The organism is Streptomyces sp. NPDC090127 (assembly GCF_044746945.1).
Taxonomy (GTDB): Bacteria; Actinomycetota; Actinomycetes; order Streptomycetales; family Streptomycetaceae; genus Streptomyces.
In genome coordinates this window covers 250180-276830 of record NZ_JBIVDE010000009.1, presented here as the reverse complement: position 1 = coordinate 276830, position 26651 = coordinate 250180, and the positions used below count along the sequence as shown (strand labels likewise).

The 26651-nt window shown below is 73.4% G+C and carries 18 protein-coding genes, 1 tRNA gene and 1 pseudogene; 9 read left to right on the top strand and 11 right to left on the bottom strand.

Going from position 1 to position 26651, the window contains the following annotated elements; translation table 11 throughout:
• Window positions 1-95: 95 nt before the first annotated feature.
• Window positions 96-2168, bottom strand: coding sequence for an N-6 DNA methylase (locus tag ACIPPS_RS29815; RefSeq protein ID WP_401438336.1), 2073 nt, complete (start codon window positions 2166-2168; stop codon window positions 96-98).
• Window positions 2169-2381: 213 nt separating this feature from the next.
• Here ACIPPS_RS29815 and ACIPPS_RS29810 point away from each other — a divergent pair, with 213 nt between their 5' ends.
• Window positions 2382-3197, top strand: a complete 816-nt coding sequence (locus ACIPPS_RS29810; protein WP_401438333.1) for a DUF4190 domain-containing protein — start codon at window positions 2382-2384, stop codon at window positions 3195-3197.
• A 281-nt stretch (window positions 3198-3478) separates the two neighbouring features.
• Window positions 3479-4249 carry a hypothetical protein gene (locus ACIPPS_RS29805; RefSeq protein ID WP_401438331.1) on the top strand — a complete coding sequence of 257 codons (771 nt, stop codon included), beginning with the start codon at window positions 3479-3481 and terminating at the stop codon, window positions 4247-4249.
• Window positions 4250-4342: 93 nt separating this feature from the next.
• On the opposite strand, the gene ACIPPS_RS29800 is transcribed toward ACIPPS_RS29805, so the two are convergent.
• Together ACIPPS_RS29800 and ACIPPS_RS29795 are read right to left on the bottom strand one after the other, a co-directional pair.
• Window positions 4343-5089, bottom strand: a complete 747-nt coding sequence (locus ACIPPS_RS29800) for an N-acetyltransferase (protein WP_401438329.1) — start codon at window positions 5087-5089, stop codon at window positions 4343-4345.
• Between the two features lie 155 nt (window positions 5090-5244).
• A complete protein-coding gene (locus tag ACIPPS_RS29795) occupies window positions 5245-5922 on the bottom strand; it encodes an HNH endonuclease family protein (protein WP_401438326.1) in 678 nt (225 codons plus the stop codon).
• Window positions 5923-6042: 120 nt separating this feature from the next.
• Here ACIPPS_RS29795 and ACIPPS_RS29790 point away from each other — a divergent pair, with 120 nt between their 5' ends.
• On the top strand, window positions 6043-6237 hold the full coding sequence (locus ACIPPS_RS29790; RefSeq protein WP_401438323.1) for an antitoxin: 195 nt from the start codon (window positions 6043-6045) through the stop codon (window positions 6235-6237).
• Between the two features lie 166 nt (window positions 6238-6403).
• Here the strand turns inward: ACIPPS_RS29790 and ACIPPS_RS29785 are convergent, their stop codons facing one another.
• Window positions 6404-7423 carry a hypothetical protein gene (locus ACIPPS_RS29785; RefSeq protein WP_401438602.1) on the bottom strand — a complete coding sequence of 340 codons (1020 nt, stop codon included), beginning with the start codon at window positions 7421-7423 and terminating at the stop codon, window positions 6404-6406.
• Between the two features lie 179 nt (window positions 7424-7602).
• On the opposite strand from ACIPPS_RS29785, the gene ACIPPS_RS29780 reads away from it, so the two are divergent.
• Both ACIPPS_RS29780 and ACIPPS_RS29775 read left to right on the top strand, forming a co-directional pair.
• Window positions 7603-8220 (top strand): TetR/AcrR family transcriptional regulator, encoded by a 618-nt coding sequence (locus ACIPPS_RS29780; protein WP_401438320.1) that lies wholly within the window; start codon window positions 7603-7605, stop codon window positions 8218-8220.
• An 8-nt stretch (window positions 8221-8228) separates the two neighbouring features.
• Window positions 8229-9518: an SGNH/GDSL hydrolase family protein gene (locus ACIPPS_RS29775; protein ID WP_401438317.1), complete on the top strand. Its 1290-nt coding sequence runs from the start codon at window positions 8229-8231 to the stop codon at window positions 9516-9518.
• 128 nt (window positions 9519-9646) lie between these two features.
• On the opposite strand, the gene mfd is transcribed toward ACIPPS_RS29775, so the two are convergent.
• The 3 genes and pseudogenes from mfd to ACIPPS_RS29760 form a co-directional block, all read right to left on the bottom strand.
• The gene (mfd, locus tag ACIPPS_RS29770; protein ID WP_401438314.1) at window positions 9647-13174 is read right to left on the bottom strand and encodes a transcription-repair coupling factor; all 3528 of its coding nucleotides are present in this window, start codon (window positions 13172-13174) and stop codon (window positions 9647-9649) included.
• Between the two features lie 273 nt (window positions 13175-13447).
• Window positions 13448-16021 carry an ABC transporter permease gene (locus ACIPPS_RS29765; protein WP_401438312.1) on the bottom strand — a complete coding sequence of 858 codons (2574 nt, stop codon included), beginning with the start codon at window positions 16019-16021 and terminating at the stop codon, window positions 13448-13450.
• Window positions 16018-16799 (bottom strand): annotated as a pseudogene (locus ACIPPS_RS29760) (ABC transporter ATP-binding protein). The gene ACIPPS_RS29765 and the pseudogene ACIPPS_RS29760 overlap by 4 nt, the downstream one beginning before the upstream one ends.
• Window positions 16800-17247: 448 nt before the next feature.
• Here ACIPPS_RS29760 and ACIPPS_RS29755 point away from each other — a divergent pair.
• A complete protein-coding gene (locus ACIPPS_RS29755; RefSeq protein ID WP_401438310.1) occupies window positions 17248-18810 on the top strand; it encodes an MFS transporter in 1563 nt (520 codons plus the stop codon).
• Window positions 18811-18820: 10 nt separating this feature from the next.
• On the opposite strand, the gene ACIPPS_RS29750 is transcribed toward ACIPPS_RS29755, so the two are convergent.
• From ACIPPS_RS29750 to ACIPPS_RS29740, 3 genes are all read right to left on the bottom strand, one after another.
• Entirely contained in the window at window positions 18821-19756 is a 936-nt protein-coding gene (locus ACIPPS_RS29750; RefSeq protein ID WP_401438308.1) for a cellulose-binding protein, read from the bottom strand.
• Between the two features lie 116 nt (window positions 19757-19872).
• Window positions 19873-22575, bottom strand: a complete 2703-nt coding sequence (locus ACIPPS_RS29745; protein WP_401438305.1) for an SUKH-4 family immunity protein — start codon at window positions 22573-22575, stop codon at window positions 19873-19875.
• Window positions 22576-22582: 7 nt separating this feature from the next.
• Window positions 22583-23581: an SMI1/KNR4 family protein gene (locus ACIPPS_RS29740; RefSeq protein WP_401438303.1), complete on the bottom strand. Its 999-nt coding sequence runs from the start codon at window positions 23579-23581 to the stop codon at window positions 22583-22585.
• 253 nt (window positions 23582-23834) lie between these two features.
• On the opposite strand from ACIPPS_RS29740, the gene ACIPPS_RS29735 reads away from it, so the two are divergent.
• Both ACIPPS_RS29735 and ACIPPS_RS29730 read left to right on the top strand, forming a co-directional pair.
• A complete protein-coding gene (locus ACIPPS_RS29735; protein ID WP_401438300.1) occupies window positions 23835-24344 on the top strand; it encodes a YwqJ-related putative deaminase in 510 nt (169 codons plus the stop codon).
• Between the two features lie 10 nt (window positions 24345-24354).
• Window positions 24355-24846, top strand: a complete 492-nt coding sequence (locus ACIPPS_RS29730) for an SUKH-3 domain-containing protein (protein WP_401438298.1) — start codon at window positions 24355-24357, stop codon at window positions 24844-24846.
• A gap of 164 nt (window positions 24847-25010) precedes the next feature.
• Here the strand turns inward: ACIPPS_RS29730 and ACIPPS_RS29725 are convergent, their stop codons facing one another.
• Window positions 25011-26390: a sensor histidine kinase gene (locus tag ACIPPS_RS29725; protein ID WP_401438296.1), complete on the bottom strand. Its 1380-nt coding sequence runs from the start codon at window positions 26388-26390 to the stop codon at window positions 25011-25013.
• 161 nt (window positions 26391-26551) lie between these two features.
• Here ACIPPS_RS29725 and ACIPPS_RS29720 point away from each other — a divergent pair.
• A tRNA-Gln gene (locus ACIPPS_RS29720) sits at window positions 26552-26623 on the top strand.
• Window positions 26624-26651 lie beyond the last annotated feature (28 nt).

Genomic DNA, 26651 nt, shown 5'->3' with positions numbered 1-26651 from the left:
CGCTGCGATCGTGCGATCGGTTGCGGGGACGAGCGTATACACCGACACGGACAAGGGCCTCAGGGTTGTACCGAACCGTTGCCGGACCGGTTCCGTCAGGGCGCCACCGTGCCGTCCGCGAGGCCGTCGTACAGCCCCTGGACGAGCTGCTCGCCGAGTCGGGCCGCGAGGCGCAGGGCGCCCTCGAACTCGGCCAGGGCGCGGAAGCGTTCGCCGTACCGCTGTTGTTCGGTGAGCGGCAGGCGGGGCAGTTGGAGGCGGCGGACGTCGAGCCGGGTCGCGGTCGAGGCGTAGCTGCTGGCCTGGCGGGTGTTGGCGGTGCCGCGCAGGAAGCCCGCGAGGAACCAGGGGTCGAGGGCGGCCGGGTCGGGGCGCAGGAGCTGGAGGTTGCGGCCGAGGGCGGCGCCCGCGGTGGCGGTGTCGACGACCCGGGCCAGGGAGCCGCCGCCGAGGACGGGGACGACGACGTCGCCCTGGACGAGCAGGACGGGCTCCTCGGGGGCGCCGTCGGGCAGGGCGCCGGAGGGCGGCTGGGCGGCGAAGACGTCGTTCTCCGTGAGGACCCGCACCGGGGCGCCGGTGAAGGAGGTCGTACCGGCGCCACCCGCGCGCAGTTCGAGCGCGCCGGTGCGGGCCAGTTCACCGACGGTGACACCGGTGAGCCGGGCGGCGGCCGCCGGGTCGGGGGCGGCGTCCGCGGGCAGGGCGGGCGGCGGGGTGAGCGCGACGGTACGGCCGAGGGTCTCGGCCAGCCGCTCGCGCACGGCGAGGAGTTCGGCCGCGCCGCCGCCCGCCGCGGGGGGTGGCAGATGGCGTGCGGGCGCCAGGTCGACGTCGTCGTCGAGGAGTTCGATGACGGGCACGGCGCGGCTCGCGCCGGGGGTCTCGGCGACCGTGCCGTGCCGGTCGAACGGCAGCCAGGCGTCCAGTACGGCGGTCTGGACGGCCTGCCAGTCGAGCTTGTCGCGGCCCGCCGCGCCGGTGTGGTCGCCGGTGGTGTCGACGAGCAGCAGCTCCGGTGAGGGGGTGACGCCGGCGGCCGGCTTGCGCAGCACCCAGAGGTGGAGCGGGATGCCGTACGGCGGGGCGGCGCCGGCGGGCAGGGCGACCACGGCCCGCAGGGCGCCCCTGCGCAGGAGGTCGGCGCGGATACGGCGGCCGGAGCGGCGGGAGGCGGCGGCGGGCGGCATGAGGAGGACGGCGGTGCCGCCGGGGCGGAGCCGGGCCAGGGCGTGCTGGACCCAGGCCAGTTCGGACTCCGTACGGGCCGGGAAGCCGTACTCCCAGCGCGGGTCGTAGGCCAGTTCGTCGTGGCCCCAGTTGCGCTCGTTGAACGGCGGGTGGCAGAGCACGCTGTCGGCCGTGAGGTGCGGGAAGGCGTCGGCGCGCAGGCTGTCGCCGGTCCGGACGCGGATGTCGGCGTCGGAGGCGAGCGCGAGGCGCAGGGCGGTGAGCGCCGCGAGGTCGGGGTCGGTGTCCTGGCCGTGCAGCGCGCCGGGGTGCTGGACGGCGCGGAGCAGCGTGCCGGTGCCGGAGGCCGGGTCGAGGACGGTGGGGCGGGGCCCGGCGGCGGGGGCGGCGAGGGCGGCCATCAGGGCGGCCGGGCCGGGCGGGGTCAGCGTGTACTGGCGCGGGTTGGCGTCGAGGTGCCGGCCGAGCAGGAACTCGAAGGCCTGACGGGCACCGGTCTCGGCGGCGAGGTCGGCGGCCCCGCGCGCCAGCGGCACGGAGGGTGCCAGTTCGCCCGGGGTGGGGGTACGGACGGCCCGCTCGACGCCGAGGCGTTCGGTGAGGACCTCCTCCAGGGCGACCGGCAGGGTCTCGGCGAGCCGTTCGTCGGAGACGGCGGCGAGCTTCGGCCAGGCGCTGGACCGGTCCCGGACGAGCAGCAGGACGCAGCCGGCGTGGGCGAGCGCGGTGACGGCGCCCGCCGGATGGCCGGCGACCTGCTGCCAGACGCGCTCGCGCAGCGGGACCTCGGCCAGCTTGCCCTGGGCGCGCAGCCAGCGTTCGACGTCGGCGAGGGCGAAGGAGGGGCTGGTCTCCGTGCCGCCCACGGGCCGCGGGAAGTCGGCGTGCCGGCGCCGCCAGTTGCTCACGGCGGCCCGCCCGACCCCGGCGAGCCGGGCGATCCCGGCGGCGGTCACCTCTGCTGCGTGCTCCGGCACCTGGCGCCTCCTGTGCGTTTTCCCGCTCGTCCCGTGGTGTGAGCCCAGATCTTACCGATGCGCGCAAGAGCCACCGCTTCACAGCGTGAGTCGACCAAGAACGTGTGAACCATGTTGACTCGGTTCACAGGCTCTGCTCTTATTGAGTCATCGTTCCACGGAATTCCGGCGGGGCACCGCTCACCACCGACACGTCAGTCCGGGAGGACACTCATGTCGTACGACACCCAGATCCCGCAGGCGCCGCAGGTGGCCATGCGTAACGGACTCGGCACCGCGGCGCTGATCCTCGGCATCATCGGTACGGTCTCCGGGCTCATCCCGCTCCTGTTCTGGCTGGCCGGCATCCTCGGCGTGATCGCCCTGATCCTGGGCCTGGTGGGCCGGGGCCGCGTGAAGCGCCACGAGGCCGACAACAAGGGCGTGACGACGACGGGCGCGGTCCTCGGCCTCGCGGCCCTGATCCTCTCGGTGGTCGGCGCGGTGATCACGTTCACGGCCGTCAGTGACGCGGTCGACGAGATCAACAAGGCCGTCGAGGATTCCGCCCCGAAGGACCCGTCGAGCGCGTCCACGGGCGACGCGGGCAAGGGTGGCGCGTCCAAGGACGGCGCGGGCGCCAAGGGCGACGTGGGCAAGGGCCTCGCGGCCGGTGACACCTCCGTCTACGACGACGAGCTGAAGGTCACGGTCTCCGAGGCGACGGCGTACAAGCCCAGCGAGTACGCGGCCGGCCACACCGAGGGCAACAAGGCGTACCAGGTCACCGTGGTCATCGAGAACGGCGGCAAGGAGAAGTTCGACGCCGCGCTGGTCACGCTGGACGCCCGCGCGGGCCAGGACGGCGTGACCGCCGAGCAGATCTTCGACGACAAGGTCGGCACCGGCTTCAGCGGCACGATCCTGCCCGGCAAGAAGTCCACGGTCGTCTACGCCTTCGACGCCCCGAAGGACGCGAAGAACCTGACGGTCGAGGTCAGCCCGGGCCTGGAGCACAACGCCTCCCAGTGGGAGCTGAAGGTCGGCTGACGCCGCCCCTTCCCGACCCGACTTCCTCCTCCGACCCGGGACTGACTCCCCTACCCGGACCGGCTCCCCCGGTCGGCCTCCCTCCCCCGGGACCGGCTCCCCCGGCCGGCCCGGCCACCCCTCCCGCACGACGCCGCAGGCCCCGCACCCACACCCGTACGCCCCACACCAGCACCCGCACCCGCACCCGCACCAGCACCAGCACCAGCACCAGCACCAGCACCAGCACCCACACCCGTACACCCCGCACCGCCCGCCCTCCCACCCCCGGAGAACCCACGATGTCTGCCGCCCGCCGCCCGCTCCCCCGCCGCCCACTCGCCGCCACCCTCACCGCCGTCCTCTGCGCCGCCGTGGCGCTCGGGGCGACCGCCTGCGGCCCGCTGTCCGGCGACGCCAAGGCCTCCGGGCCCTTCGGGGACCTGAGCGGACCGCAGATCGTCAACAAGGCGATCGCCGCGACGAAGAAGGCCGACTCCCTGACCCTCGACCTCGCCACCAAGACGACCGACGGGCCGATGAAGGCCTACCTGGCGATGGACACCACCGGAAAGTGCGCCGGCACCCTGACGGTCGGCGCGACGGGCACGGCCGAGCTGATCAAGGCCGACGACAAGGACGTCTACCTCCGCTTCGACGAGGCGTTCCTGCGGGCGCAGGCGGAGGGCGAGCCGGCCGAGGTCCAGGAGGCGATCCTCAAGGAGCTCAAGGGCCGCTGGGTGAAGACGCCGGTGACCGACCCGGACGCCAAGGACAACCTCGAACTGTGCGACCTCAAGGCGCTGCTGGCCGAGTTCGAGCAGGGGATCAACTTCTCGGTCAAGGGCAAGGAGACCACCGTCGGCGGCAAGAAGGCGCTGACGCTCACCCAGAAGTCCGGCGGCGAGACGACGACGGTCTACGTGGCGACGGAGGGCGAGCCGGTCATCCTCAAGGTCGTGGCGGCGGGCGGCGAGGAGCCGGGGACGATGACGTTCACCGACTACGGCAAGCCGGTCGTGGCGAAGGTGCCCGCGGCCAAGGACGTCGTCGACGAGAAGAAGACCGGCTGACCCCCGCGAGCGCGCGGACGGGCAAGGGTGTGAGGGCCGCCGGAGGGGGGCGGCCCTCACACCCTCCGCACGTGGAATTGGCGCCGGAGTGGTTCACAGGCGGTGGCGGACCCATATGTTCGGCTCGACGTAGACCGCGTAGCCGCGCGAGACCTCGCAGTGCACGGGGACCAGAGCGCCGGGGACCTCCACCGGCCCGTCCGTGTCGAAGGGCAACCCGGTCCAGGCGCGCCACTGCTCCACCGAGGCCGCGACGGTCATCGACGCCGGGCAGACCGCCTCCACCGCACCGCCCGCCCGGACGTGGACGCGCAGCCAGGGGTCCTCGGGCAGCCCGTCCGACTCCCGCGTACGGAAGGCGTACTCGTGGATGGAGGACGCGGCCTCCAGGTGCTTGCCGTTGGGGCGCACCGGGGCGACGACCTCCGAGAAGCCCCGACGGCGGGCGTTGTCCCGCATCGCGCCGAGCATCCTCGCCGAGAGCCCCCGGCCGAGCACGCTCGTGTCGACGGTGACCTCGATCGCGCTCACGGTGTCGGGGACGCGCCCGTGCCGACGGTCGGAGAACGCCCACATCAGCACCTGGTCCCAGCCGGTGGCGGGCAGTTCGCCACGCCCCTCGACGCGAAGCGCGAAGGGCACGCTGAGCGCGCGGGCGACGACCGTACCCTCGGCGTCGGTGGCGACGAGGACGTACTCCGGCAGTTCGGCCACGATCCGGCCGTAGTGGGACCAGCCCACCGGGTCGTTGACCGTGAACTCCGGCCAGAGGTCCTTCATCGCCCACATCGCGCCCTGGAGTTCCGGGCGCTCGGCGAGGGTGGTGATCTCAAGATCCATGCGGCGGAGGCTAACGGTCGTTCGCGGCGACGCGGAAACGATTTACCGACGCCCCGTCGGCCCGACGCCCCGTCGGCCCGACGCCCGTCGGCCCGGCGCCCGTCGCCCGACACCCGTCGCCCGACGCCCGACGCCCGACGCCCGACGCCCCGGGACTACGGCAGCCGCTGGTCCGGGCAGCGGCCGAGGACCTTCCTCATCGCGTCCTGCTCGCCCCGGGTGACCCAGACCCCGTACTTCTTCTTCACCGCGACCTGCGCCGCCACGTACGTACAGCGGTACTCCTTGTTGGGCGGCAGCCAGGTCGCCGCGTCGCCGTCTGACTTGCGGCGGTTGGCGGACGCCTCGACGGCGAGCAGGTTGAGCGGGTCGTTGGCGAAGCGGCGCCGCTTCTCCGCGTCCCACTTCTGCGCGCCCTTCTGCCACGCGTCGGAGAGCGCGACGACATGGTCGATGTCGACCTTGCTGCGGCCCCGGACGTAGTCGACGCGGTTCCCGGTGTACGGGTCGTGGGCGAGGACGCCGGAGGCGACCTCGCAGCGGCCGTCCTGGAAGCGGACGTCCGCGAGGTCGCGTTTGAGGATGTCGTCGCGGGTCCCGCACCCGTTGCCGTCGACGTCCACCCAGGAGCGGCCGAACTGCTCCCGTTCGTAACCGGTCCTGGGCGCCCGGCCCTTCACCGTGAGCGCGTCCACGGCGACCAGCGCGGAGCCGCGCGCGCCGGGGGCGCCCTCGGGCGTGGAGCCGTCAGGGACCGTCGTACAGCCGGAGGTTATGAGGACGGTGGCCGCGAGCGCGGCGGCGAGGGCGGAGGTCCTGCGGTAGCTGGGCACGCGGGGATCCTAGCCAGGGCTCTCGTGGCCAGACCTTCAAGCCGTCGGCGCGCGGAAACACCGGGTGTCGCGTAGCGTCGAATGAGCGGTTTATCCCCTTTCAAAGGAGTCGCTCACATCATGGGGATCATGGACAAGCTCAAGGGCATGATGGGCCAGCACCCCGACAAGGCCCAGCAGGGCGTCGAACGCGGCGGCGACATGATCGACCGGAAGACCGGCGGCAAGCACGCCGACAAGGTCGACCAGGGTCAGCAGAAGGCGCAGGAGTACCTCGACAAGCAGCGGGGACAGGACCAGCCCCCGACACCCTGACGACTCCGCCGTACACCTTCGGCCGTGGGATGCGCCGTGCGCGCAGCCCACGGCCGAAGCTGTGTGCGTTCGTTCGCCCTCAGACCCTGGCCGTGTGCGTTCGTTCGCCCTCAGACCCTGGCCGTGTGCGTTCGTTCGCCCTCAGACCTTGTGCGTTCGTTCGCCCTCAGACCTTGCCGATGCCCAGGGTGTTCTCGGCCGGCAGCAGACCCGAGGCGAGCGCGGCGAGCCAGGGCTCGCCGAGGAGTTCGGCGAGGCGGGCCGTGGACTCGGGGCCGAGGGCCACCCAGGGGCCGGCGGCCAGTTCGTCCGTACGCCGTTCCACCTCCGCCCGCAGGGCGCGGCCGGCCTCGGTGGCCGCGCCGTCACCGGCGTCGAGGAGGCCTCGGGCGACCAGCCGGGCGCGGGCGGCGGACCAGTCGGCCGCGCTCCAGCCACGACTGGCGAAGGTCGCCTCGGAGGCCGCCCCGACGGCCGCGAAGGAGACCAGGGACTCGACCGGGTCGAGCCCGGCGGCGAGGAGCGCCGCGAGATGGCCGTCGCCACGGTGCTCGCGCAGGATCGTCGCGGCGTGCCAGAGGACCAGGTGCGGAGCGTCGGGCCAGGGCAGCTCGGCATGGGCGGCGGCGAGCGGGCGCCCGGCCGTCACGGCGGCCTCGGCGGCGCGCCGCGCGAGCCCGGCGGCCTCGGCGATCCCCGCACCCCCGACGAACCCCGGACCAGGACGGCGCCCGCCACCCCCGGCCCGGTCGCCTCCGGCCGGGTCGTCGACGGCCGGATCGCCGACGGCCGGGTCATCGACGGCCGGATCGCCGAGGGCCGCGCCCTTGCCCCCAGCCCAGTCGCCCCCGATCCCGCCACCCCCACCCCCGTCGCCACCGCCGGCCTCCGTCTCGCCGAGCACCGAGCGGTAGGTGCGGTCGACGGCGCGCAGCCGGGCGGCGAGGACGTCGGCGGGGGTGGCCGTCCGCCAGATCCCGGGCACGTACCGGGCCACCATCTCCGGGCTGAAGCTGTAGAACGCCGAGGCGATCCGCTCGGCCCCGGCCGTCCCGAGGGGCGCCGCGCGCCAGGCGAAGTACGAGGGCCAGCGCCCCGTGACGTCGTAGCCGAGCGCGCGGGCCTCGTCGAAGGCCTCGGGGGCGTAGTGGACGAGGGCGTGCAGGGGCTCGATCAGGTGCCACATCTGCCGTACACGGCCGGGCTCCACGGTTCCCGGGGCCTCCACGCTCACGCCCACGCTCGTCCCCGCGCTCATGTCCGCGCTCATCTCCGCCTCCTTCGCCGATGCTCATCTTGACGCCGACTAGATTGCTCTCGACCCACGAACTTGTCAATGCCTAGATTCGGCGTAGGCTGCTGCCCATGAGCAGTGGGCGCACCTATCACCACGGCGACCTGCGGCAGGCGGTCCTCACCGCCGCCGTCGACGTCATCGCCACCGACGGCCCGTCCGCGCTGAGCCTGCGCGACCTCGCGCGCCGCGCGGGCGTCTCCCACGCGGCGCCGGCCCATCACTTCAAGGACCGCGCCGGTCTCCTGACCGCCGTCGCCGCCGAGGGCTTCGACCTGCTCGCGGAGGCGCTCGGCGAGGCGGAGGACCTGAAGGACGCGGGGGTGCGTTACGTACGCTTCGCCACCGAACACCCGGCGCACTTCCAGGTGATGTTCCAGCCGGACCTGCACCGGCCCGACGACCCGGAGCTGCTCGCCGCCAAGGAACGGGCCGGGGACCGCCTCCGCGCGGGGGTCACCTCCGTGCCCGCCGGCGGCCGGGGGCCCGACCCGCGGCTGGCGGGCGTCGCGGCCTGGTCGCTCGCCCACGGCTTCGCGACGCTGCTGCTCGGCCACAACCTGGCGGGGCCGGTCGGCGACCGGGACCCCGAGGAGGTCTTCCGCACGCTGGCCGGCCTGCTGTTCGCGCCCGACACGACGCCCCCGCCCGCACCACGCGCGGAACAACCACGGGCTCCGTCCGATTGACTGCTCCCATGACGATCACGACCCGGCCCACGGCCACGCCCACCACGTCTCCGCGGCGCACGATCGTTGCCGCCCTGACGACGGTCGCCCTGGTCACCCTCCCCGCCGGCAGCTCCGTCGCGTCGGAGCACCGCTACGACGACGGGCCGTGGCGCGGCGCCTGGGCCGCCTCCCCGCAGGCCCCGACCGCGCCCTTCGGCGCCAACTGGTCCGAACAGGGGTTCGCGAACCACACCGTGCGCCAGGTCGTCCGGGTCACCACCGGCGGCACCACGGCCCGCATCGAACTCTCCAACCGTTACGGCGCCACCCCGCTGCGGATCACCGGCGCGACCGTCGCCCGCACCGCCAAGGGCGCCGCCGTCAGGGCCGGTTCGGTCCGGCAGCTGGCCTTCGCGGCGGGCCCCTCGGTGACGATCCCGGCCGGCGGCACGGCGCACAGCGACGCCGTTCCCTTCACGCTGCGGGCGCTGGAGTCGGTGACGGTCACCCTCCACCTGGCCACGCCCACCGGTCCGGCCACCTTCCACTCCTTCGCCGCCGCCACCAGCTACCGCGCCGACGGCGATCACCGCTCCGACCTGGAGGGGACGGCCTTCAAGGAGACCAGCACTTCCTGGTACTACCTCTCCGGCGTCGAGGTGACCGGCGGGCAGGCCCCGCGCAGGGACACCGTCGTGGCCTTCGGGGACTCGATCACCGACGGCTCCGGCGCCGGCCTCGACGCGGACAACCGCTACCCCGACGAGCTGGCCGAGCGCTTCGCCGCCGCCGGAAGGCCACGCGCCGTCCTCAATCACGGCATCGGCGGCAACCAGGTCACCAACGACACGGTCTGGGCGGGCGAGAAGGGCATCGAACGGTTCAAGAAGGACGTCCTGACCGAGCCGGACGTCCGCACGGTCATCCTCCTCGAAGGCATCAACGACTTCGGCGGCAGCCTCCCCAACGGCATCGCCGACCCCACCCCCGAGGTCTCCGTCGAGCGTCTCGTCGCGGGCCACCGCGAGCTGATCCGACAGGCCCACGCCCGGGGCATCAAGGTCGTCGGCGCGACCCTGACCCCCGTCGGCGGCTCCTTCTACGACGACCCGGCCGTCGAGGCCAAGCGGGACGCCTTCAACCACTGGGTCCGCACCTCGGGCGCGTACGACGCCGTCGCCGACTTCGACCACGCCGTCGCCGACCCGGCCGACCCGGACCGCCTCCTGCCCGCGTACGACTCGGGCGACCACCTGCACCCCGGTGACGCCGGATACCGGGCGATGGCGGAGGTTCTGGACCTCGACGCGCTGTGAGCAGCGGGCCGGCGCGAAGAGGGGCAGCGGGAAACAGGGCGGCGCGAAGAGGCGGCCGCTCCCAGCCGACCGGGCCCCTCCCCCTGCGGCGCCGGCCCCTCCCCGTTCCACCCGCTCCGTCCCCTCCGCTACCCCAGGATCGTCGTCAGGAACTCGCCCGTCCACGCCAGCAGTTCGCGTCCCACCACCGGCTTCCCGCCGATCTTCCCGCTCGTCGGACGCGGGACCAGGATCTGGTGGACAGCCGGCTTGATGACCGTGCGCGGGTGGAGCCGCTTCAGGCGCAGCTCCTGCGACTCGCGCAACTCCACCGGCGCGAAGCGGATGTTCGGGCCCTGGAGGACGATCTCGCCGACACCGCAGGCGCGCGCCAGCATGCGCAGGCCGGCGACCAGCAGCAGGTTCTCGACCGGCTCGGGCAGCTTGCCGTAGCGGTCGGTGAGCTCCTCCCGTACCGCCGTGATGTCCTCCTCCGTGTTGGCGGAGGCGATCGCGCGGTACGCCTGGAGGCGCAGCCGCTCGCCCGGCGCGTAGTCGTGCGGGACGTGCGCGTCGACCGGCAGCTCGATCTTGACCTCCAGCGGCGGCTCCTCCTCGACCCCGCCGTCCAGGGAGGCGCGGTAGTCGGCGACCGCCTCGCCCACCATCCGTACGTACAGGTCGAAGCCGACGCCCGCGATGTGACCGGACTGCTCGCCGCCGAGCAGGTTGCCCGCGCCGCGGATCTCCAGGTCCTTCATCGCCACGTACATGCCCGCGCCCATCTCGGTGTGCTGGGCGATCGTCGCGAGCCGCTCGTGCGCGGTCTCCGTCAGCGGCTTCTCCGGCGGGTACAGGAAGTACGCGTAGCCGCGCTCACGGCCACGGCCCACCCGGCCGCGCAGCTGGTGCAGCTGCGACAGGCCGAAGTTGTCGCCGCGCTCCACGATCAGGGTGTTGGCGTTGGAGATGTCGATGCCGGACTCGACGATCGTCGTGGAGACGAGGACGTCGAACTTCTTCTCCCAGAAGTCGACCACGACCTGCTCCAGCGCCGACTCCGACATCTGACCGTGCGCGGTCGCGATCCGCGCCTCCGGGACGATGTCCCGCAGCCGCGCCGCCGCCCGGTCGATCGACTCGACGCGGTTGTGGATGTAGAAGACCTGGCCCTCGCGCAGCAGTTCGCGGCGGATGGCCGCGCCGATCTGCTTCTCCTCGTACGGCCCGACGAAGGTGAGGACCGGGTGCCGCTCCTCCGGCGGGGTGGTGATCGTGGACATCTCGCGGATGCCGGTCACGGCCATCTCGAGCGTACGGGGGATGGGGGTCGCGGACATCGTCAGGACGTCGACGTTGGCGCGGAGCTTCTTCAGCTGCTCCTTGTGCTCGACGCCGAAGCGCTGCTCCTCGTCGACGATGACCAGGCCCAGGTCCTTGAACTTGGTCTCGGAGGAGAACAGCCGGTGCGTGCCGATGACGATGTCGACCGAGCCGTCCCGCAGCCCCTCCAGCGTCGCCTTCGACTCGGTCTCCGTCTGGAAGCGGGAGAGCGCGCGGGTGACGACGGGGAACTGCGAGTACCGCTCCGAGAACGTGCCGAAGTGCTGCTGCACGAGCAGCGTGGTCGGTACGAGGACGGCGACCTGCTTGCCGTCCTGGACGGCCTTGAAGGCGGCGCGGACCGCGATCTCCGTCTTGCCGTAGCCGACGTCGCCGCAGATCAGGCGGTCCATCGGGACCGTCTTCTCCATGTCCTCCTTCACCTCGGCGATGGTGGACAGCTGGTCGGGCGTCTCCACGTACGGGAAGGCGTCCTCCAGCTCGCGCTGCCAGGGGGTGTCGGGGCCGAAGGCGTGGCCGGGCGCCGCCATCCGCGCCGAGTACAGCTTGATCAGGTCGGCGGCGATCTCCTTGACGGCCTTCTTCGCGCGCGCCTTCGTCTTCGTCCAGTCCGCGCCGCCGAGCCGGTGCAGCGTGGGCGCCTCGCCGCCGACGTACTTGGTGACCTGCTCCAGCTGGTCGGTCGGGATGTAGAGCCGGTCGCCGGGCTGGCCGCGCTTGGCGGGGGCGTACTCGACGAGGAGGTACTCGCGGGTGGCGCCCTGCACCGTCCGCTGGACCATCTCGACGTACCGTCCGACGCCGTGCTGCTCGTGCACGATGTAGTCGCCGACCTCCAGGGTCAGCGGGTCGATCGTCTTGCGTCGCTTGGCCGGCATCCGCTGGCCGTCCTTGCCGGCCGCCTTCTGGCCGGACAGGTCGGTCTCGGTGAGGACGGCGAGCTTGAGCCCCGGGTCGACGAAGCCGTAGTCGATGGAGCCGGTCGCCACGTGGACGACGGACGGGGAGATCTCCGTCAGGTCCGCGTCGAGGCGGGCCGCGATGCCCTCGCCGCCGAGGACCTCGACCGTGCGGGCCGCCGGGCCGTGCGCCTCGGTGACGTAGACCGTGCGCCAGCCGTCGGCCAGCCAGCCCTTGGTGTCCGCGAGCGCGCGGGCGGTGTCGCCGCGGTACGTCTCCGGGGCGTGCATGCCGAGCTTGACGGTGTCCGCGTCGACGGTCTCGTCGGCGGCGAACGGGGAGACCGACCACCACATCATGCCGAGCTCGCGCGCCCGGTCCCGGACGTCAGCGATCCCCCACAGGGAGGCCGCGCCGACGTCGATCGGCGCCTCGCCGCCACCGGCGGTGGCCGCCCAGGACGCCTGGAGGAACTCCTGGGACGTCGCGACGAGGTCGGTGGCGCGCGTCCGGACCCGCTCGGGGTCGCAGACGACGGCCATCGACCCCTTCGGCATGACGTCGAGCATCAGCTCCATGTCGTCGACCAGGACGGGGGCGAGGGACTCCATGCCCTCGACGGCGATCCCGTCGGCGATCTTGCCGAGCAGCTCGCCGAGCTCCGGGTGCGCCTGGGCGAGGACGGCGGCCCGCCCGCGCACCTCGGGCGTGAGGAGCAGCTCGCGGCAGGGCGGGGCCCACAGGCCGTGCTCGGCGACCTCCAGGGACCGCTGGTCGGCGACCTTGAAGTAACGGATCTCCTCGACGTCGTCGCCCCAGAACTCGATCCGGAGCGGGTGCTCCTCGGTCGGCGGGAAGACGTCCAGGATGCCGCCGCGGACCGCGAACTCGCCGCGCTTCTCGACCAGCTCGACACGGGAGTACGCGGCGGCCGCGAGGCCCTCCACGATCTCGTTCAGGTCCGCCGTCTGGCCGGTGCGCAGGGCCACGGGCTCCAGGTCGCCCAAGCCCTTGACCTGCGGCTGGAGCACGGAGCGCACGGGCGCGACGACGACGGAGACGGGGCCCGCGGCCGGGTCGTCGGGCGACGGGTGGGCGAGGCGGCGCAGCACGGCGAGGCGGCGGCCGACGGTGTCGGAGCGGGGCGAGAGCCGCTCGTGCGGGAGCGTCTCCCAGGAGGGGTAGTCGACGACCGTCTCGGGGTCCAGGAGGGTGCGCAGCGCGGCGGCCAGGTCCTCGGCCTCCCGCCCGGTCGCGGTGACGGCGAGGACGGTGCGCCCGGCGTCGCGCGCGAGCGCGGCGACGGCGAAGGGGCGGGCGGCGGGCGGCCCGACCAGGTCCACGTGCATGCGGTTGCCGTCGGACGCGGCCCTGACCGCTTCGGCGAGTGCGGCGTCCTTGACGACGACGTCGAGCAGACCGTGCAGGCTCATGGAGCTTTCCATCCCGGTGGTTACGGCGGCAGCGGGCAACGCGAACAGCCCGACACGTGACACGGGCCGGGGGATCCCGGCACGACGGCCGGGGGCTCCCCCAGCCTACGACGCCGCACGGACACCCGCTTCCGAACGGCACGCCACGCGGGCGTACCCCGTTCGCGCGCCCATACCCGCAACCCGCGCCCGTATCCGCACCCGCACCCGCACCCGCACCCGCACCCGCACCCGCACCCACTGCACGCACCCGCGCCCGTACCGCCGCGCCCCCTACTCCGTCGCGATCGCGTTCAGGACGTTCATCCGGCCCGCCCGGAACGCCGGGATCAGGGCCGCGAGGAGGCCCACGAAGGCCGAGGCGACGAAGACCGTCAGGATCGTCGGCCAGGGGATCTCCAGGACCCCGAGGCCCTCCAGGGCAAGGAGCTGCTGGGCCGAGGTGCCCCAGCCCATGCCGAGGGCGAGGCCCAGCAGGGCGCCGAAGAGGGCGATGACCACCGACTCCAGGCGGATCATCCGGCGCAGCTGGCGGCGCGAGAGCCCGATCGCCCGCATCAGGCCGATCTCCCGGGTCCGCTCGACCACCGACAGGGCGAGCGTGTTCACGACGCCGAGGACGGCGACGATGATCGCCAGCGCCAGCAGCCCGTAGACGATGTTGAGGAGCTGGCCGACCTGGTCCTTCAGGTCCTGCTTGTAGTCGGCCTGGTTCTGCACCCGGTACTGCGGGTAGGCGGCGAGCGACTCCTTCAGCGCCGCGTACGCCTCGGTCTCCTTGCCGTCCTGGGCCGTCGCGAAGAGGATCACGCTCTGCGGCATCCGGTCCGCCGGCAGGTACCGCTCCGCGGTGGTGATGTTGGTGTACATCACGCCCTTGTCGACGTTGTTCTCGTCGGACGTGATCGCCGCGACCCGCAGCTTCGCGCGCTCGCCGCCGTGGAAGGCGACGGTCAGCTCGTCGCCGACCTTCACTCCGTGCTCGTCGGCGTAGTCGGTGCCCACCGACATCGCGTTCGCGCCGTACGCGGCGGTCAGCTCACCGGCCGTGGTGTCGCGCCGCAGATCGCTCGCGTACGACGGCTCGGCGGCGACGAGGCCCTTCTTGACCGCCTTGCCCTTCGGGTCGGTGATGGTGGCCTCGACCCAGGTGTACTCGGTGACGTGCGTCAGGCCGGGCGTCTTCTCCAGGGCGGCCTGGGCCTGCGGCACGATCGGCTGCCCGTTGGCGGACTGCACGATGAAGTCCGCGCCCACCGAACGGTCCAGCTCCTCCGTCGCCGAGGCGACCATCGACGAGCCGACCACCGACAGGCAGGCCACCAGCGCGAGCCCGATCATCAGGGCGGCGCCGGTCGCTCCCGTACGGCGCGGGTTGCGCAGCGCGTTGCGCTCGGCCATCCGCCCCACCGGGCCGAAGACCCGCAGGACGAGGGCGCCGAGGACGCGGACGACACCGCCCGCGAGCAGCGGGCCGACGACGATGAAGCCGACCAGGGTCAGGACGACACCGAGGCCGAGCCAGAGCGAGCCGGGGCCGGCTTCGGCCGCCCGCGTCGACGTCCACAGCGCGGCCGCGCCGCCCAGCGTCAGCGCCAGCCCGAACCCGCCCCGTACCCGGCCCGCGCGACCGTCGGCCGGGGTGCCGGCGTCGCGCAGCGCGGCCATCGGGGAGACCTTGCCGGCCCGGCGGGCCGGGATGTACGCGGCGAGGACGGTGACGACGACGCCGAGGACGAGGCCGACCGCCGGGGTCGTCCACTTCACCGTCAGGTCCCCGGTGGACAGCTCCATGCCCATCGCGGACATCAGCTCCATCAGCCCGACGGCGACCCCGACACCGGCCGCGACGCCCGCGATCGAGCCGACGACGCCGAGGAGCAGGGCCTCGACGAGGACGGAACGGTTCACCTGACGGCGGCTGGCGCCGATGGCCCGCATGAGGCCGATCTCGCGGGTGCGCTGGGCGACCAGCATGGAGAAGGTGTTGACGATGAGGAAGATGCCGACGAGCAGGGCGATCCCGGCGAAGCCGAGCATCGCGTACTTCATCGGGGTGAGGAAGCCCTCGACGTCCTTGCGGCCCTCGTCGGCGGACTCGGCCTGGGTCAGCAGTTTGTACTCGCCGCCCACCGCCGCCGAGATGTTCCTCTTGACCCGGTCGTGGCTGAAGCCGTCTGCGGCGGTCACCTCGATGTTGGTGAACGCCCCTTCCTTGCCGAGGAGTTGGCGCTGCGCGGTGGCGGTGTCGAAGTAGACGACGGTGGCACCGGGGTTGGTGACCTTGAAGTCGACGATGCCGGAGATACGGGTGGTGAAGTCACCGGTCGCGGCGATCGTGCGGAGCTCGTCGCCGATCCTCAGCTTGTGCTTCCCGGCCGTACCGGCGTCCAGGAGCGCCTCCGTGGGGCCGCGGGGGGCGTGCCCGGAGGTGATCTCCATGGAACGCAGTTCCCTGGGGCTCCAGTTGACGGCGATGGTCGGGGCGCCGGTGGTGGACCCGAGGTTGTTGTTCCGCGCGTCGGCGACGGTCACGCTCAGGGAGATGACCTTGCCCTCGGCGGACCGCACGCCCTCGGCACCGGCGACCCGCTCGACGGCCGAGGCCGGCAGGGTCTCGGGGCGGCCGGACGGCGGTGCCTCGTCGTCGGTCGCCGCGCCCTTCGGGCTGACGGTGACGTCGGCGGCGGTCGAGGAGAAGAGCTTGTCGAAGGTGGTGTTCATGGTGTCCGTGAAGACGAGCGTGCCGCACACGAACGCCACGGAGAGCAGGACGGCGACGGCGGAGAGCGCCATGCGGCCCTTGTGCGCGAAGAAGTTGCGCAGGGAGGTCTTGAGGACGCTCATGACGTGCGCCCCCGGGCGTCGAAGTCCTTCATCCGGTCGAGGACGGCGTCGGCGGTGGGCCGGTACATCTCGTCCACGATCCGGCCGTCCGCGAGGTAGAGGACGCGGTCGGCGTACGAGGCGGCGACGGGGTCGTGGGTGACCATCACGATGGTCTGGCCGAGTTCGTCCACCGACTGCCGCAGGAAGCCGAGGACTTCGGCGCCCGCGCGGGAGTGCCGGTCGGCTCGTCCCCGAAGATGATCTCGGGGCGGGCGGCCAGCGCACGGGCCACGGCGACGCGCTGCTGCTGGCCGCCGGAGAGCTGGGTGGGCCGGTGCCGGAGCCGGTCGGCGAGGCCGACGGTGGTGACGACCCGGTCGAGCCAGGCCTGATCGGGCTTGCGGCCGGCGATGTCCATGGGCAGCGTGATGTTCTCGAGCGCGTCGAGCGTCGGCAGCAGGTTGAACGCCTGGAAGATGAAGCCGATCCGGTCGCGGCGCAGTCGGGTGAGCCGCTTGTCCTTCAGGCCGGTGATCTCGGTCTCGTCCAGGAAGATCTGGCCGCCGGTGACGGTGTCGAGGCCGGCGAGGCAGTGCATCAGGGTCGACTTGCCGGAGCCCGAGGGGCCCATGATGGCGGTGAACTGGCCACGGGCGATGTCCACGTCCACGTGGTCGAGGGCGACGACCCGCGTCTCGCCGGCGCCGTACGCCTTGACGACCTGCCGCGCCCGCGCGGCGACGGCCGTACTCCCTGCGGTGTCCCCGTAGCGGGGGGTGGTCACAGCCGAAGTCACGGTATGTCTCCTCTGTCTGGGCGAATGCCGGGAGTTGTACGGGACGGAAAGGGAGGGGAAGGGCGGGGGGAAGGAAGCGGGATGCGCGCAGGACGTGCGCCGCAGGTCCGCCGCACGTCCTCCGCACGCCCGACCACCGCACCACGCCCGACCACCGCACCACGCCCGACCGACGCCCCACGCCCGTCCGACCCACCTCAGAGTCTTGACGGAACGGGACACGCGCTCACTGGTGCGGGGCCCCCTCTTCGCCCTGTGGTTTTCCCCAGGAACCGTGCGGGCCCTCGCCGGAACCGCGTAAGACCAAGGTAAGGACGACCGGGGCCGTCCTCCTCCTCCGCCGGGACGACCAACCCCTGCCCTCTATGGGGGAGGGCCCCCTAGGGGTTCTCACCCCGAGGTTCGAGTGGGAGGCTGGGCCGACGCATTTAGGTGTACGACCCATCGGATGGAGGGCGGGGTGTCCCGCACGACCGCGCGGCAGGCCGCGGCACCGACCACGACCCCGCGCGGACGCGGCCCGGTCGTCGCGGCGCTGATGCTGGGAATGGCCCTCGCCGCACTCGACGGCACGGTCGTCTCGACCGCCGTACCGCAGATCGTCGGCGACCTCGGCGGCCTGTCGGTCTTCTCCTGGCTCTTCTCCGGCTACCTGCTCGCCGTCACGGTCACCCTGCCCGTGTACGGGAAGCTCTGCGACACCTTCGGCCGCAAGCCGGTCCTGATCGCCGGAACGATCCTCTTCCTCATCGGCTCCCTGCTCTGCGCCTTCGCCTGGAACATGGGCTCGCTGATCGCCTTCCGGATCGTCCAGGGCCTGGGCGGCGGCGCGCTCCAGGGCACGATCCAGACGATCGCGGCGGACCTCTACCCGCTGAAGGAGCGTCCGAAGATCCAGGCGAAGCTCTCCTCGGTCTGGGCCACCGCCTCGGTGGCGGGCCCGGCGGCCGGCGGCCTCCTCGCCGGGTACGCGGACTGGCGCTGGATCTTCCTGATCAACCTGCCGGTGGGCCTGCTCGCCCTCTGGCTGATCGCCCGCCACCTGGTCGAACCGGAGGGCCGGCGGCAGACCGCCGGATCCTCACGGAAGGTGTCCGTCGACTGGGCGGGCGCGGTCGCCATCTTCGCGACCGGAACGCTCCTGCTGACCGCTCTCGTCCAGGGCGGCGTCGCCTGGCCCTGGCTCTCCGCCCCCTCACTCGGCCTCTTCGCGGGCGCACTGGCCCTCGCCGGAGCCACCGTTCTCATCGAGCGCCGCGCCGCCGAACCGATCATCCCCGGCTGGATCTGGCGCCGCCGCACGATCTCCGCCGTCAACCTGGCCCTCGGCGCACTCGGCCTGCTGATGGTCGCCCCGACGGTCTTCCTGCCCACCTACGCCCAGGCCGTCCTCGGCCTCGGCCCGATAGCCGCCGGCTTCGTCCTCTCCGCGATGACCCTCAGCTGGCCCATCTCGGCGGCCTTCTCCAACCGGCTCTACAACCGCATCGGCTTCCGCCACACCGCGGTCATCGGCATCACCCTCGCCCTGCTCGTCCTCCTCGCCTTCCCCTTCCTCCCCTTCCCCGGCGAACCCTGGCAACCGGCCCTGCTGATGCTCCTGCTCGGCGGCGCGCTCGGCCTCTTCCAGCTCCCGCTGATCGTCGGCGTCCAGTCGACCGTCCCGTACGAGGAACGCGGCACGACGACCGCGTCCGTCCTCTTCTGCCGCCAGGTCGGCCAGAGCGTCGGCGCCGCCCTCTTCGGCGCCGTCGCCAACGGTGTCCTCGCCTCCCGCCTGGGCGCCGACACCGACCTGGACAGCCTCGCCTACGCCCTGGACCACGCCGACGACACCCTCCGCCACGCGGTCGACGCGGCCGTCGACCACGTCTACCTGGGCGCGGCCGCCGCGGCAGCCCTCGCCCTCCTGGCCCTCCTGACCCTCGCCCCACGCCGCTTCCCGGTCCTGAAGGAGCACAAGGAACAGCAGGAGCAGTCGGAGGAGCGGGACGACATCCGGCCGGTCTGACCCCCAACCCCTACGACTCGGCCTCCGCCTCCGCTTCAGCTTCCGCCTCCGGCTCCTCCCGTGCCTTCGGGGGTTCCGGGCTCTGTTCCGTCGGGCCGCGGCCCGTCAGGGTGGCGAGGGAGGCGCGGATGTGTTCCATGTGCGCGTGGATCTCGTCGCGGGCCTCCTCGTGCTCGCGCAGCACGCGGTCCGTCGCGCGTTCGGTCCGTTCGCGGTGCGCCCGGGCCTCGGCGAGGAGTTCCGCCGCGCGGGCCTCCGCGTCCTCCTGGTCGTGGCGGGCGCGTTCCTCCGTTCTCGCCAGGGCGCGTTCGGTCTCCGCGAGACGGGCCTGCGCGGCGCCGGCGAGTTCGTCGTGGTGGGCGTTCCGCTCGGCGGCCCGGGACGCCTCCGCGTGCTCCGCCTTCTCCCGTACGACCGCCTGCTCCGCGCGCTGGGACTCCAGCAGCGCCGACGCCCTGCGCGCCATGTCCTCGAACGCCTGCCGCGCCTGCGCCCGGCGCTCCGCCGCGTCCTCGCGAGCCGCCGCACGCAGCGCCTCGGACTCCGCGCCCGCCGCCTCGAGAGCGGCGAGGGCCGTCTCCTCCGCCTCCGCACGGACCGCCTCCGCGTACGCCCGGGCCGCCTCGCCCGCCGCACGCGCCGCCTCCTCGGCCTCCTCAGCGGCGGACTGCGCCTCCGCCTCCGCGGCCCGTACGAGCCGCTCGTCCTCGGCCTCCGCCAGCGCGAGGATCTGCCGCGCCCCCTCGCTCAGCGACTCGTACCGCTGCGGCGCCAGCGCGTCGGCCTGCGCCCGCAGCCGCACCCACTCCGCCTCCGCCTCCTCCGCGAGCACCGCCAGCAGGGCCGCCCGCTCCCGCGCCGCGTCGCGTTCCCCGGAGAGCGCGGCCAGGTGACGGTCGACCTGCTCGGGGCGGTAACCCCGCCCCCGTCCGACGGCGAAACTCATCCCTGACGCCCCTTCCGTGATGGCCGTACTGCCTCAAATGCCAAGGATGCGTCATCAGGCACGACAAAAGGCGCCCGGCGTGTCGTTCACGCCAGGCGCCCTTCGTCACACACGACCTACAGCAGGCCGTCCCACATCTGCTCCAGGAGCACCGACCACCAGTTCTCCGGCGACGCCAGCGCCGCCGGGTCCAGCATCGCCAACTGCGCCTGGAAGTCGACCGTCCAGCGGCCCGCCTGCTCCGGGTTGAGCCCGAAGCGCAGCCGCCACATCCGCCCGAGCAGCGCCATGGACCGGGCGAACTCCGGCAGCCCGCTGTTCACGAACTGCGGCGGCACCGGCGCACCCCCCGGACCGGCCTCGACCGGTACGGCGACGATGTGCGCGGTCCCGTACTGGACGCAGAGCGCCCGTCCGAAGTCCGAACCGACCACCAGGTACGAGCCCGCGTCCGACGCCGGCTGGACCTGCCGCTGCGCCGCGAGCTCCGCGAGCGTCGGCACCACCGGCTGGGCCGGCTGCGCCCAGAAGAACGGCCCGAAGTCGGCCGGCAGCCCCGCCCAGACGAGCGTCAGCGCGACGATCTCCGGCACGCCCTGCCGCGACACGGCCCGCTGGTCGAACCGGCAGATACCGGGGCCGAAGGCGCCCGCCATCTCCTGCGCGATCCCCTCCGGCGGGATCGGTGTCGCCGGCTGCACCTGCGGCAGCGGGGCCCGTACCGGCGCCGGCCGGGCCGGGCCGTCCGCGACCTGGTGCAACTCACCCTGATGGGTGAGAAGTTGACGCATACCCTGCTGGCGGCCCGCGTGATCCCTGCCGTACGGCGCGATGTTGGTGATCCGCGCCTGCGGCCAGGTCTCCCGGATCATCCGGGCACAGTAACCGCCCGGCAGCTCACAGGACTCCAACTCCGTGTGCAGCTCCAGGACTTGCTGCGGCGGCACGTTCATGGCGCGCAGCTCGTGCAGGATCTGCCACTCGGGGTGCGGGGTGCCGGGAGCGGACCTCCGGATGATCTGCGCCTCGGAACCGTCGGGCGCGCGGTAGCGCAGCACGGCCTGGTAGCCGGGGCCGACGGTCGGCTGACCGCCAGGCTGCTGCGGATAGCCGTACGCGGGCGGCGCGCCCTGCATGTTCGGCGGCGGTCCGGGCGGTCCCGGAGGAGCCGGCGGCCCGCCCGGGCCCGGCTGCGCAAACATCGTCGCCGCGTGGTGCACCCCACCGGGCGGGGTCCCGGGAGCACCGGGAGCACCCGGGGCACCAGGGGCGCCGGGCGGTCCGGGCGGGGGGATCGCGCCGGGGCCGGGCTGCGCCAGCATCGTCGCCGCGTGCGCGACCCCGCCACCGGCGCCGTCGGACCCACCCGGCACGCCCGGGGCGCGGGGCGGTCCGGGCATGCCCGGCGGCGCGGGCGGAGGCGGCGGCGTGGCGGGCCCGCCCTGGTTCGGGTGCGCGAGCATGGTCGCGGCGTGGTGCACGGCCTGCGGAGGCGTGGAGGAGCCGGGAGGCGTGGGCGGCCCGGGAGGCGTCGGCTGCCCCGGAGGCCCGGGCGGCTGGGGCCCGTCAGGACCCAGCCGCGACACCAACTGCGTCCGTACGTATCCACCCGCGGGCACACCGGGAACCCCCGGCGCCTGCGGCGGCGGAGGAGGATCGCCCCCACCGCCCCGCGTCCCGCGCGGCGGCACCTCCGCCTTGCTGGTGGCCGCGTCCGCGATGTCCCCGGCACCGGAGGGACCCGGCACCGGCGGCGGCATGGGCGCCGGAGCGGGCGTGTCCCCGGGCGCGCGCGGCGGAACGGGGACGCCGGACCCGAGCGACCCGCCCGGGCCGGCGGCCGGCGCCGGACCGGCACCCTCCGGCGGCGGGGCGTGCCGGTCGAGCGCCTGGGCGATCGCCGTCGGTGGGAGTGCGCTGCCGCCCGCCATCAGGGCGGTCGGGGCGTCGGCGCCCACCACCGGTGGCGGCGTGTCGTCGTCGTCCGTACCCGAGAGCGGCGGCGCGAAGACCGTCGCAGGCAGCGGTACGGAGCCGTCCGCACCGCCCGAACTCGCGTTGGCGTCCGCCCACGGACTGCTCGGCGCCGACACAGTCGGCGCCGGAACGCTCGGAGTGGGCGTGCTCGGGGCGGGAGTGCTCGGGGCGGGCGTGCTCGGGGCGGGCGTGCTCGGGGCGGGCGTGCTCGGGGCGGGCGTGCTCGGGGCGGGCGTGCTCGGGGCGGGCGTGCTCGGGGCGGGCGTCTCGGCCGGCACCCCGTCGTTGGCCGTCGGCTCGTAGGCGACCGACCGACCGTCGGACGCACCCACCGCCGGGGCCGGGGTCGCCCGCTCCGGCTCCCGTTCCGGGGTCGGCTCGGGAGACGGCGAACCGTCGCCCGTCGCCTCCGGCGTCGACGAACTCCCGCCCGCCTGCGACGCGTTCGGCCCCTTCGGCGGCAGACCCAGCTTGTCCGCCGCGTCCTGCAGCCACTCCGGCGGGGTCAGCAGGAACGACGTCGCGTTCAGGTCGACCCGCTCCGGCGGCGCGGGCGGCGCGGACGCGTCCGCCCCGTCCTCGACGGCGCCGTACTCCTCCTCGTACCGCCGGATCACCTCGCCCACCGGCAGCCCCGGCCACAGCGTCGCCTCGCCGCTGTCCCGGGCGATGACCAGCCGCTGGCGGCCGCCGTCCGAGATCGGGCCGCCCTCGCGGTCCTCCGCCCAGACGACGAAGCCAAGACCGAACTCGCGTACCCGCACCTCACGGTGCTGGTACGCCGGCACGTCACCGTTGATCCATTCCTCGGCGCGCTCCTGCGCCTGCGCGAACGTCACCACAGCCAGCTCACTCCCCCACCGGGACCACGGGCACGGCGCGCGCGAAGCCGCCGTCCACCATCAGGTTCGCCACCGTCTCCAGCTCCGGCGGATTACCCGCCAGCCGCTGCAGGAACGCGTCGAAGTCCTCGCCGCACGGCAGCAGCAGGCGCTCCACGCGCTCGCCCACGCTCCACGCGGCGGCGGCCTCACCGGCGTCGCGCGCGTCGTCGTACGCGCAGAACCACACCGTCCCGACCCGGTCGCCCTTCACCTTCACCGCCAGGATCCCGCCCTGGACGAAACCGACGCCCAGATAGTCCTTGGTCAGGTGGTCCCGCAGACACTTGTTGACGTAGACGAGGTCGTTGACCCCCGCCTCGTCGCGGACCGTGAAGAACGGCTGGTCGACCAGCAGCCCCAGCTCCGCGTCGAGCGCCGCGCCCACCGGCGCGCAACCACCGGCCGCCTTCAGGAAGGAGCGGTACGCGCCCGGCAGGCGGTACCCCAGGTCCTCCTCCACACCGAGCAGTTGCTGCTCGGACACCGACACAAGACCCTTCGGGAGCCCGACATGGGCCGGCCGGGTCTCCTGCAACGGACGCGTACCGCGCTTGCCGTGGTCCACGGCCGCGGTCGCGACCCCGCCGTGGTGCCGCAGCAGCGCCTTCACCTCGACCGGGACCAGCTCCATGCGGCGGCTGCCCGCCACGTGGTGCCAGGTCCAGCCGTGCGGGGTCGCCACCGCCGGAATCGTGTCCCACAGCTCATGGCCGGTCGCGGCGAGCGCCGCGTTCGCCGACACGTAGTCCGTCAGCCGCAGCTCGTCGACGCCGAAGCCCTCGGGCGGATCGGCGATCTCCGCCGCCGCCCTGGCGTACGGCGAGAAGTCCGGAAAGCCGTGTTCGTCCACCCGCACCCCGCGAGGGTGCCGGGAGGCGCGGACCGGGTCCGGGAAGTGCACGACCTGCCCGGCGTAAGCCGCGTTCGGTGGCGCGGCGTGATGCCCGAGCCGACCTGTCGTCATGGCGGTTGCCCCCTGCGCTGGCTACTGGCTGATTCCGCACAGCCTATGCGGTGCCACAACCCCCTGACCCGGCCCGATCCTCCCGCCCACCCCGCGACCACAGCCGGTGACCAAGTGTCACGAGCGGATGACGCACCGGCGATAGTTACGACACACCGGGGCCCGGTTCGAGTACCCCGCTTCCACATGAGGCGTCCCATTTGGCACTCTGTTCCAGCAACTCGGGGGATTGCAGGAGGGGAAGAAACGCACCATGTACGCAGCACCGACGCCCACGCAGGGTGACCCACGCCTCAACTGGAGCAGCACCGAGCCCACCCGCGCCCCGTTACTGCGCTTCCGCCGCGACGGCATCCTCCCCACCGTCGGCGCCGCACTCTCCGTGCGCGGCGAGACCCTCACCTGCACCGCGGGCCGCGGCGACCGCTCGCCCGTCCTGCACCCGCTCGTCCAGGACTTCCTGGACACCCTGACCAGCGGGCAGCGCGAACGCTTCACCGGCCGCTGCCCCGAGGCGATCCTGCTCTCCCGCCACCTCACCGCCACCGAGACCGGCCGCTCCAAGCGCGCCCAGCGCAAACCCCTCACCGCCGGCGAGGCGCGCCGCTCGCTCAAGCACGCCAAACTCACCGCACGCCGCATCCGCGAGGACGGCGACCCGCTGCACGGCAGCTACGCCGCCCCCTGCCGCTCCTGTACGGCGATGCTCGCCCACTTCGGCGTACGCACCGTCGACCCCACCTCGACTGTCGAGAACGGCTGACCGCACCTCCATGCCCGACCACCTGAGCACCACCCGTTTCCCGGTCAACGTCGACGCCGCCCTCCGCGAGGCCGGCTGGCAGCCCGGCCGCTGGGACATCAAAGTCGCCGAAGAATGGGCCGACACCCTGCGCGCCCACGTCTCCCCGGGCGGCCACCGGCACAGCGTCTTCCCGGCGGCCGTCGAGGCATGGGCGGAATTCGGCGGCCTGCACGTCACGGCACCCGGCGCCGGCCGCCAGATCGCCCCGGCCGCCCTCCGCTTCGACCCCCTGGCCGGCCTCCACCTGGCCCGCACCCTCTCCGACCTCGGCCGCGCCCTCGACACGGAGATCGCCCCCCTCGGCGAGGAGGGCGACCACCAGGCGGTCCTCGCGATCGACCAGGAGGGCCGGGTGTACAGCCTCGACCACACCGGCGACTGGTTCCTGGGCCGGGACATCGACGCGGCGCTGTCGACCCTGGTCACGGGGGCGCAGCCGACGCGGTTGGTGACGGGCTAGCGCGGCGGACATCGGATCCACGATCCAGGACATCGGATCCAATATCCCGTATCCGATATCCCGTATCCGATATCCCGTATCCGATATCCCGTATCCGATATCCCGTATCCGATATCCCGTATCCGATATCCGCCGCCCGGCAGCCCGTGCCACGCGCGCCGGCGCTACGCCGCGCGCTCCCCCACCGGCAGCACCGCCGACACCCGGAAGCCGCCCCCGTCCGTCGGCCCCGACACGAACACACCACCCAGCCGCAGCACACGCTCCCGCATGCCGACCAGACCGTTGCCCCCGCTCGGCAGGTGCGCGTCGGCCGCCTCCGCGTCCGACGGACCGTTCTCCACCTGTATCGCGACCTCCGCCTCGCGATGCGCGAGCCGGATCACGACCTTGGCGCCCGCCGCGTGCTTGTGCACGTTCGTCAGCGCCTCCTGCACCACCCGGTACGCCGTCCGCTCGACCTCCGCCGCGTACGTCCGCGCCTCACCGAGCACCGTCAGCTCCACGACCACGCCCGCCTGCCGCGACTGCTCGACCAACTCCTCCAGCGCGTCCAGACACGGCCCGTCCTCCGACGCCGCCTCGGCGGCGGCAGCGGCCGCGCGCCCCACGGCAGCCAACGGAACAGGCGCCACCGCGGAACCCGGAGAACCCGCGGAGCCCGGAGAACCCCCGGACCCCGCCGACGGCACCGCCCCGGTCGCGCCCTCCCGCAGCACCCCCAACATCTCCCGCAACTCCGTCAGCGCCTGCCGCCCCATGTCACCGACCAGCGCCGCGTTCTTCACCGCCTTCTGCGGATCCTTCAACGCCACCGCCTGCAGCGCCGCCGCGTGCACCACCATCAACGACACCCGGTGCGCGACCACGTCGTGCATCTCCCGCGCGATCCGCGTCCGCTCCTCCTGGCGCGCCCACTGCGCCCGCTGCTCCGCCCGGTCCGCGAGCAGCGACAGCTCCTGCTCCAAGCTGTCCGCACGCTCCCGCAGACTCTCCATCAGCCGGCGCCGCGCCCCTATGTAGAGGCCGAACAGCACCGGCGGCGCGTTGAGGCCGAGGGTCATGAAGACCGAGACCGTCGGCACGTACCAGCCACTGGGATCGAAATCCGGCTGACCGACATCGGCCTGCGCGACGTCCTCACGCACCCGCACGACCGTCACCACGAAGACGGCGACCGTCGACATACCGGCGAGCGCGGCCGTGATCCGGCGCGGCACCTCGGAGGCGGCGAGCGTGTACAGCCCGACGATCCCCATCAGGAAGCCCATCTCGGCGGGCGTGACGGCGATCGAGACCAGGACGACGACGATCGGCCATCGGCGCCGCACCAGCAGCACCGACCCGACCATCAGCCCGAACAGCACCCCCACGGGCGCCGGCAGCCCCGCCTTGTCGGCGAAGGCGACCCCCTCGAAGCCGCACTCCGCGGCCGACACCACCGCCAGCCCGATGTCGAGCACCGCACCGCGCCGTCTCCCCCACCACCACCAGCCACCGGGCGTGATGCCCGTCGCGTCCTGGTGTGCCCCCGTTACGGTCATGCCCACCACCCTACGGGCGGGCGCGAGCCATTTTCCGACGAGTGACCGACACCGCGGCCCAGCCGTCCGACCTCTACCGTCGCATGGAGGGGGCTTGGTACGGCATAGTGTTGGGTGCCGATCCGGCGGTCTGACCGAATGTCCGGTTTCGGCCGACATGATCCCCTGTGGTGTAATTGGCAGCACTGAGGCTTTTGGTGCCTTATGTCCGGGTTCGAGTCCTGGCGGGGGAGCTTCTTCGTTCCGGTCCTGACGTTCCGC

Bases quoted from the DNA above. Each gene is read 5' to 3' on its own strand.
- ACIPPS_RS29810 (WP_401438333.1), top strand. From the start codon at position 2,382: ATGTCGTACGACACCCAGATCCCGCAGGCGCCGCAGGTGGCCATGCGT.
- ACIPPS_RS29805 (WP_401438331.1), top strand. From the start codon at position 3,479: ATGTCTGCCGCCCGCCGCCCGCTCCCCCGCCGCCCACTCGCCGCCACC.
- ACIPPS_RS29800 (WP_401438329.1), bottom strand. From the start codon at position 5,089: ATGGATCTTGAGATCACCACCCTCGCCGAGCGCCCGGAACTCCAGGGC.
- ACIPPS_RS29790 (WP_401438323.1), top strand. From the start codon at position 6,043: ATGGGGATCATGGACAAGCTCAAGGGCATGATGGGCCAGCACCCCGAC.
- ACIPPS_RS29785 (WP_401438602.1), bottom strand. From the start codon at position 7,423: ATGTGGCACCTGATCGAGCCCCTGCACGCCCTCGTCCACTACGCCCCC.
- ACIPPS_RS29780 (WP_401438320.1), top strand. From the start codon at position 7,603: ATGAGCAGTGGGCGCACCTATCACCACGGCGACCTGCGGCAGGCGGTC.
- ACIPPS_RS29775 (WP_401438317.1), top strand. From the start codon at position 8,229: ATGACGATCACGACCCGGCCCACGGCCACGCCCACCACGTCTCCGCGG.
- mfd (WP_401438314.1), bottom strand. From the start codon at position 13,174: ATGAGCCTGCACGGTCTGCTCGACGTCGTCGTCAAGGACGCCGCACTC.
- ACIPPS_RS29765 (WP_401438312.1), bottom strand. From the start codon at position 16,021: ATGAGCGTCCTCAAGACCTCCCTGCGCAACTTCTTCGCGCACAAGGGC.
- ACIPPS_RS29755 (WP_401438310.1), top strand. From the start codon at position 17,248: ATGGAGGGCGGGGTGTCCCGCACGACCGCGCGGCAGGCCGCGGCACCG.
- ACIPPS_RS29750 (WP_401438308.1), bottom strand. From the start codon at position 19,756: ATGAGTTTCGCCGTCGGACGGGGGCGGGGTTACCGCCCCGAGCAGGTC.
- ACIPPS_RS29740 (WP_401438303.1), bottom strand. From the start codon at position 23,581: ATGACGACAGGTCGGCTCGGGCATCACGCCGCGCCACCGAACGCGGCT.
- ACIPPS_RS29735 (WP_401438300.1), top strand. From the start codon at position 23,835: ATGTACGCAGCACCGACGCCCACGCAGGGTGACCCACGCCTCAACTGG.
- ACIPPS_RS29730 (WP_401438298.1), top strand. From the start codon at position 24,355: ATGCCCGACCACCTGAGCACCACCCGTTTCCCGGTCAACGTCGACGCC.
- ACIPPS_RS29725 (WP_401438296.1), bottom strand. From the start codon at position 26,390: ATGACCGTAACGGGGGCACACCAGGACGCGACGGGCATCACGCCCGGT.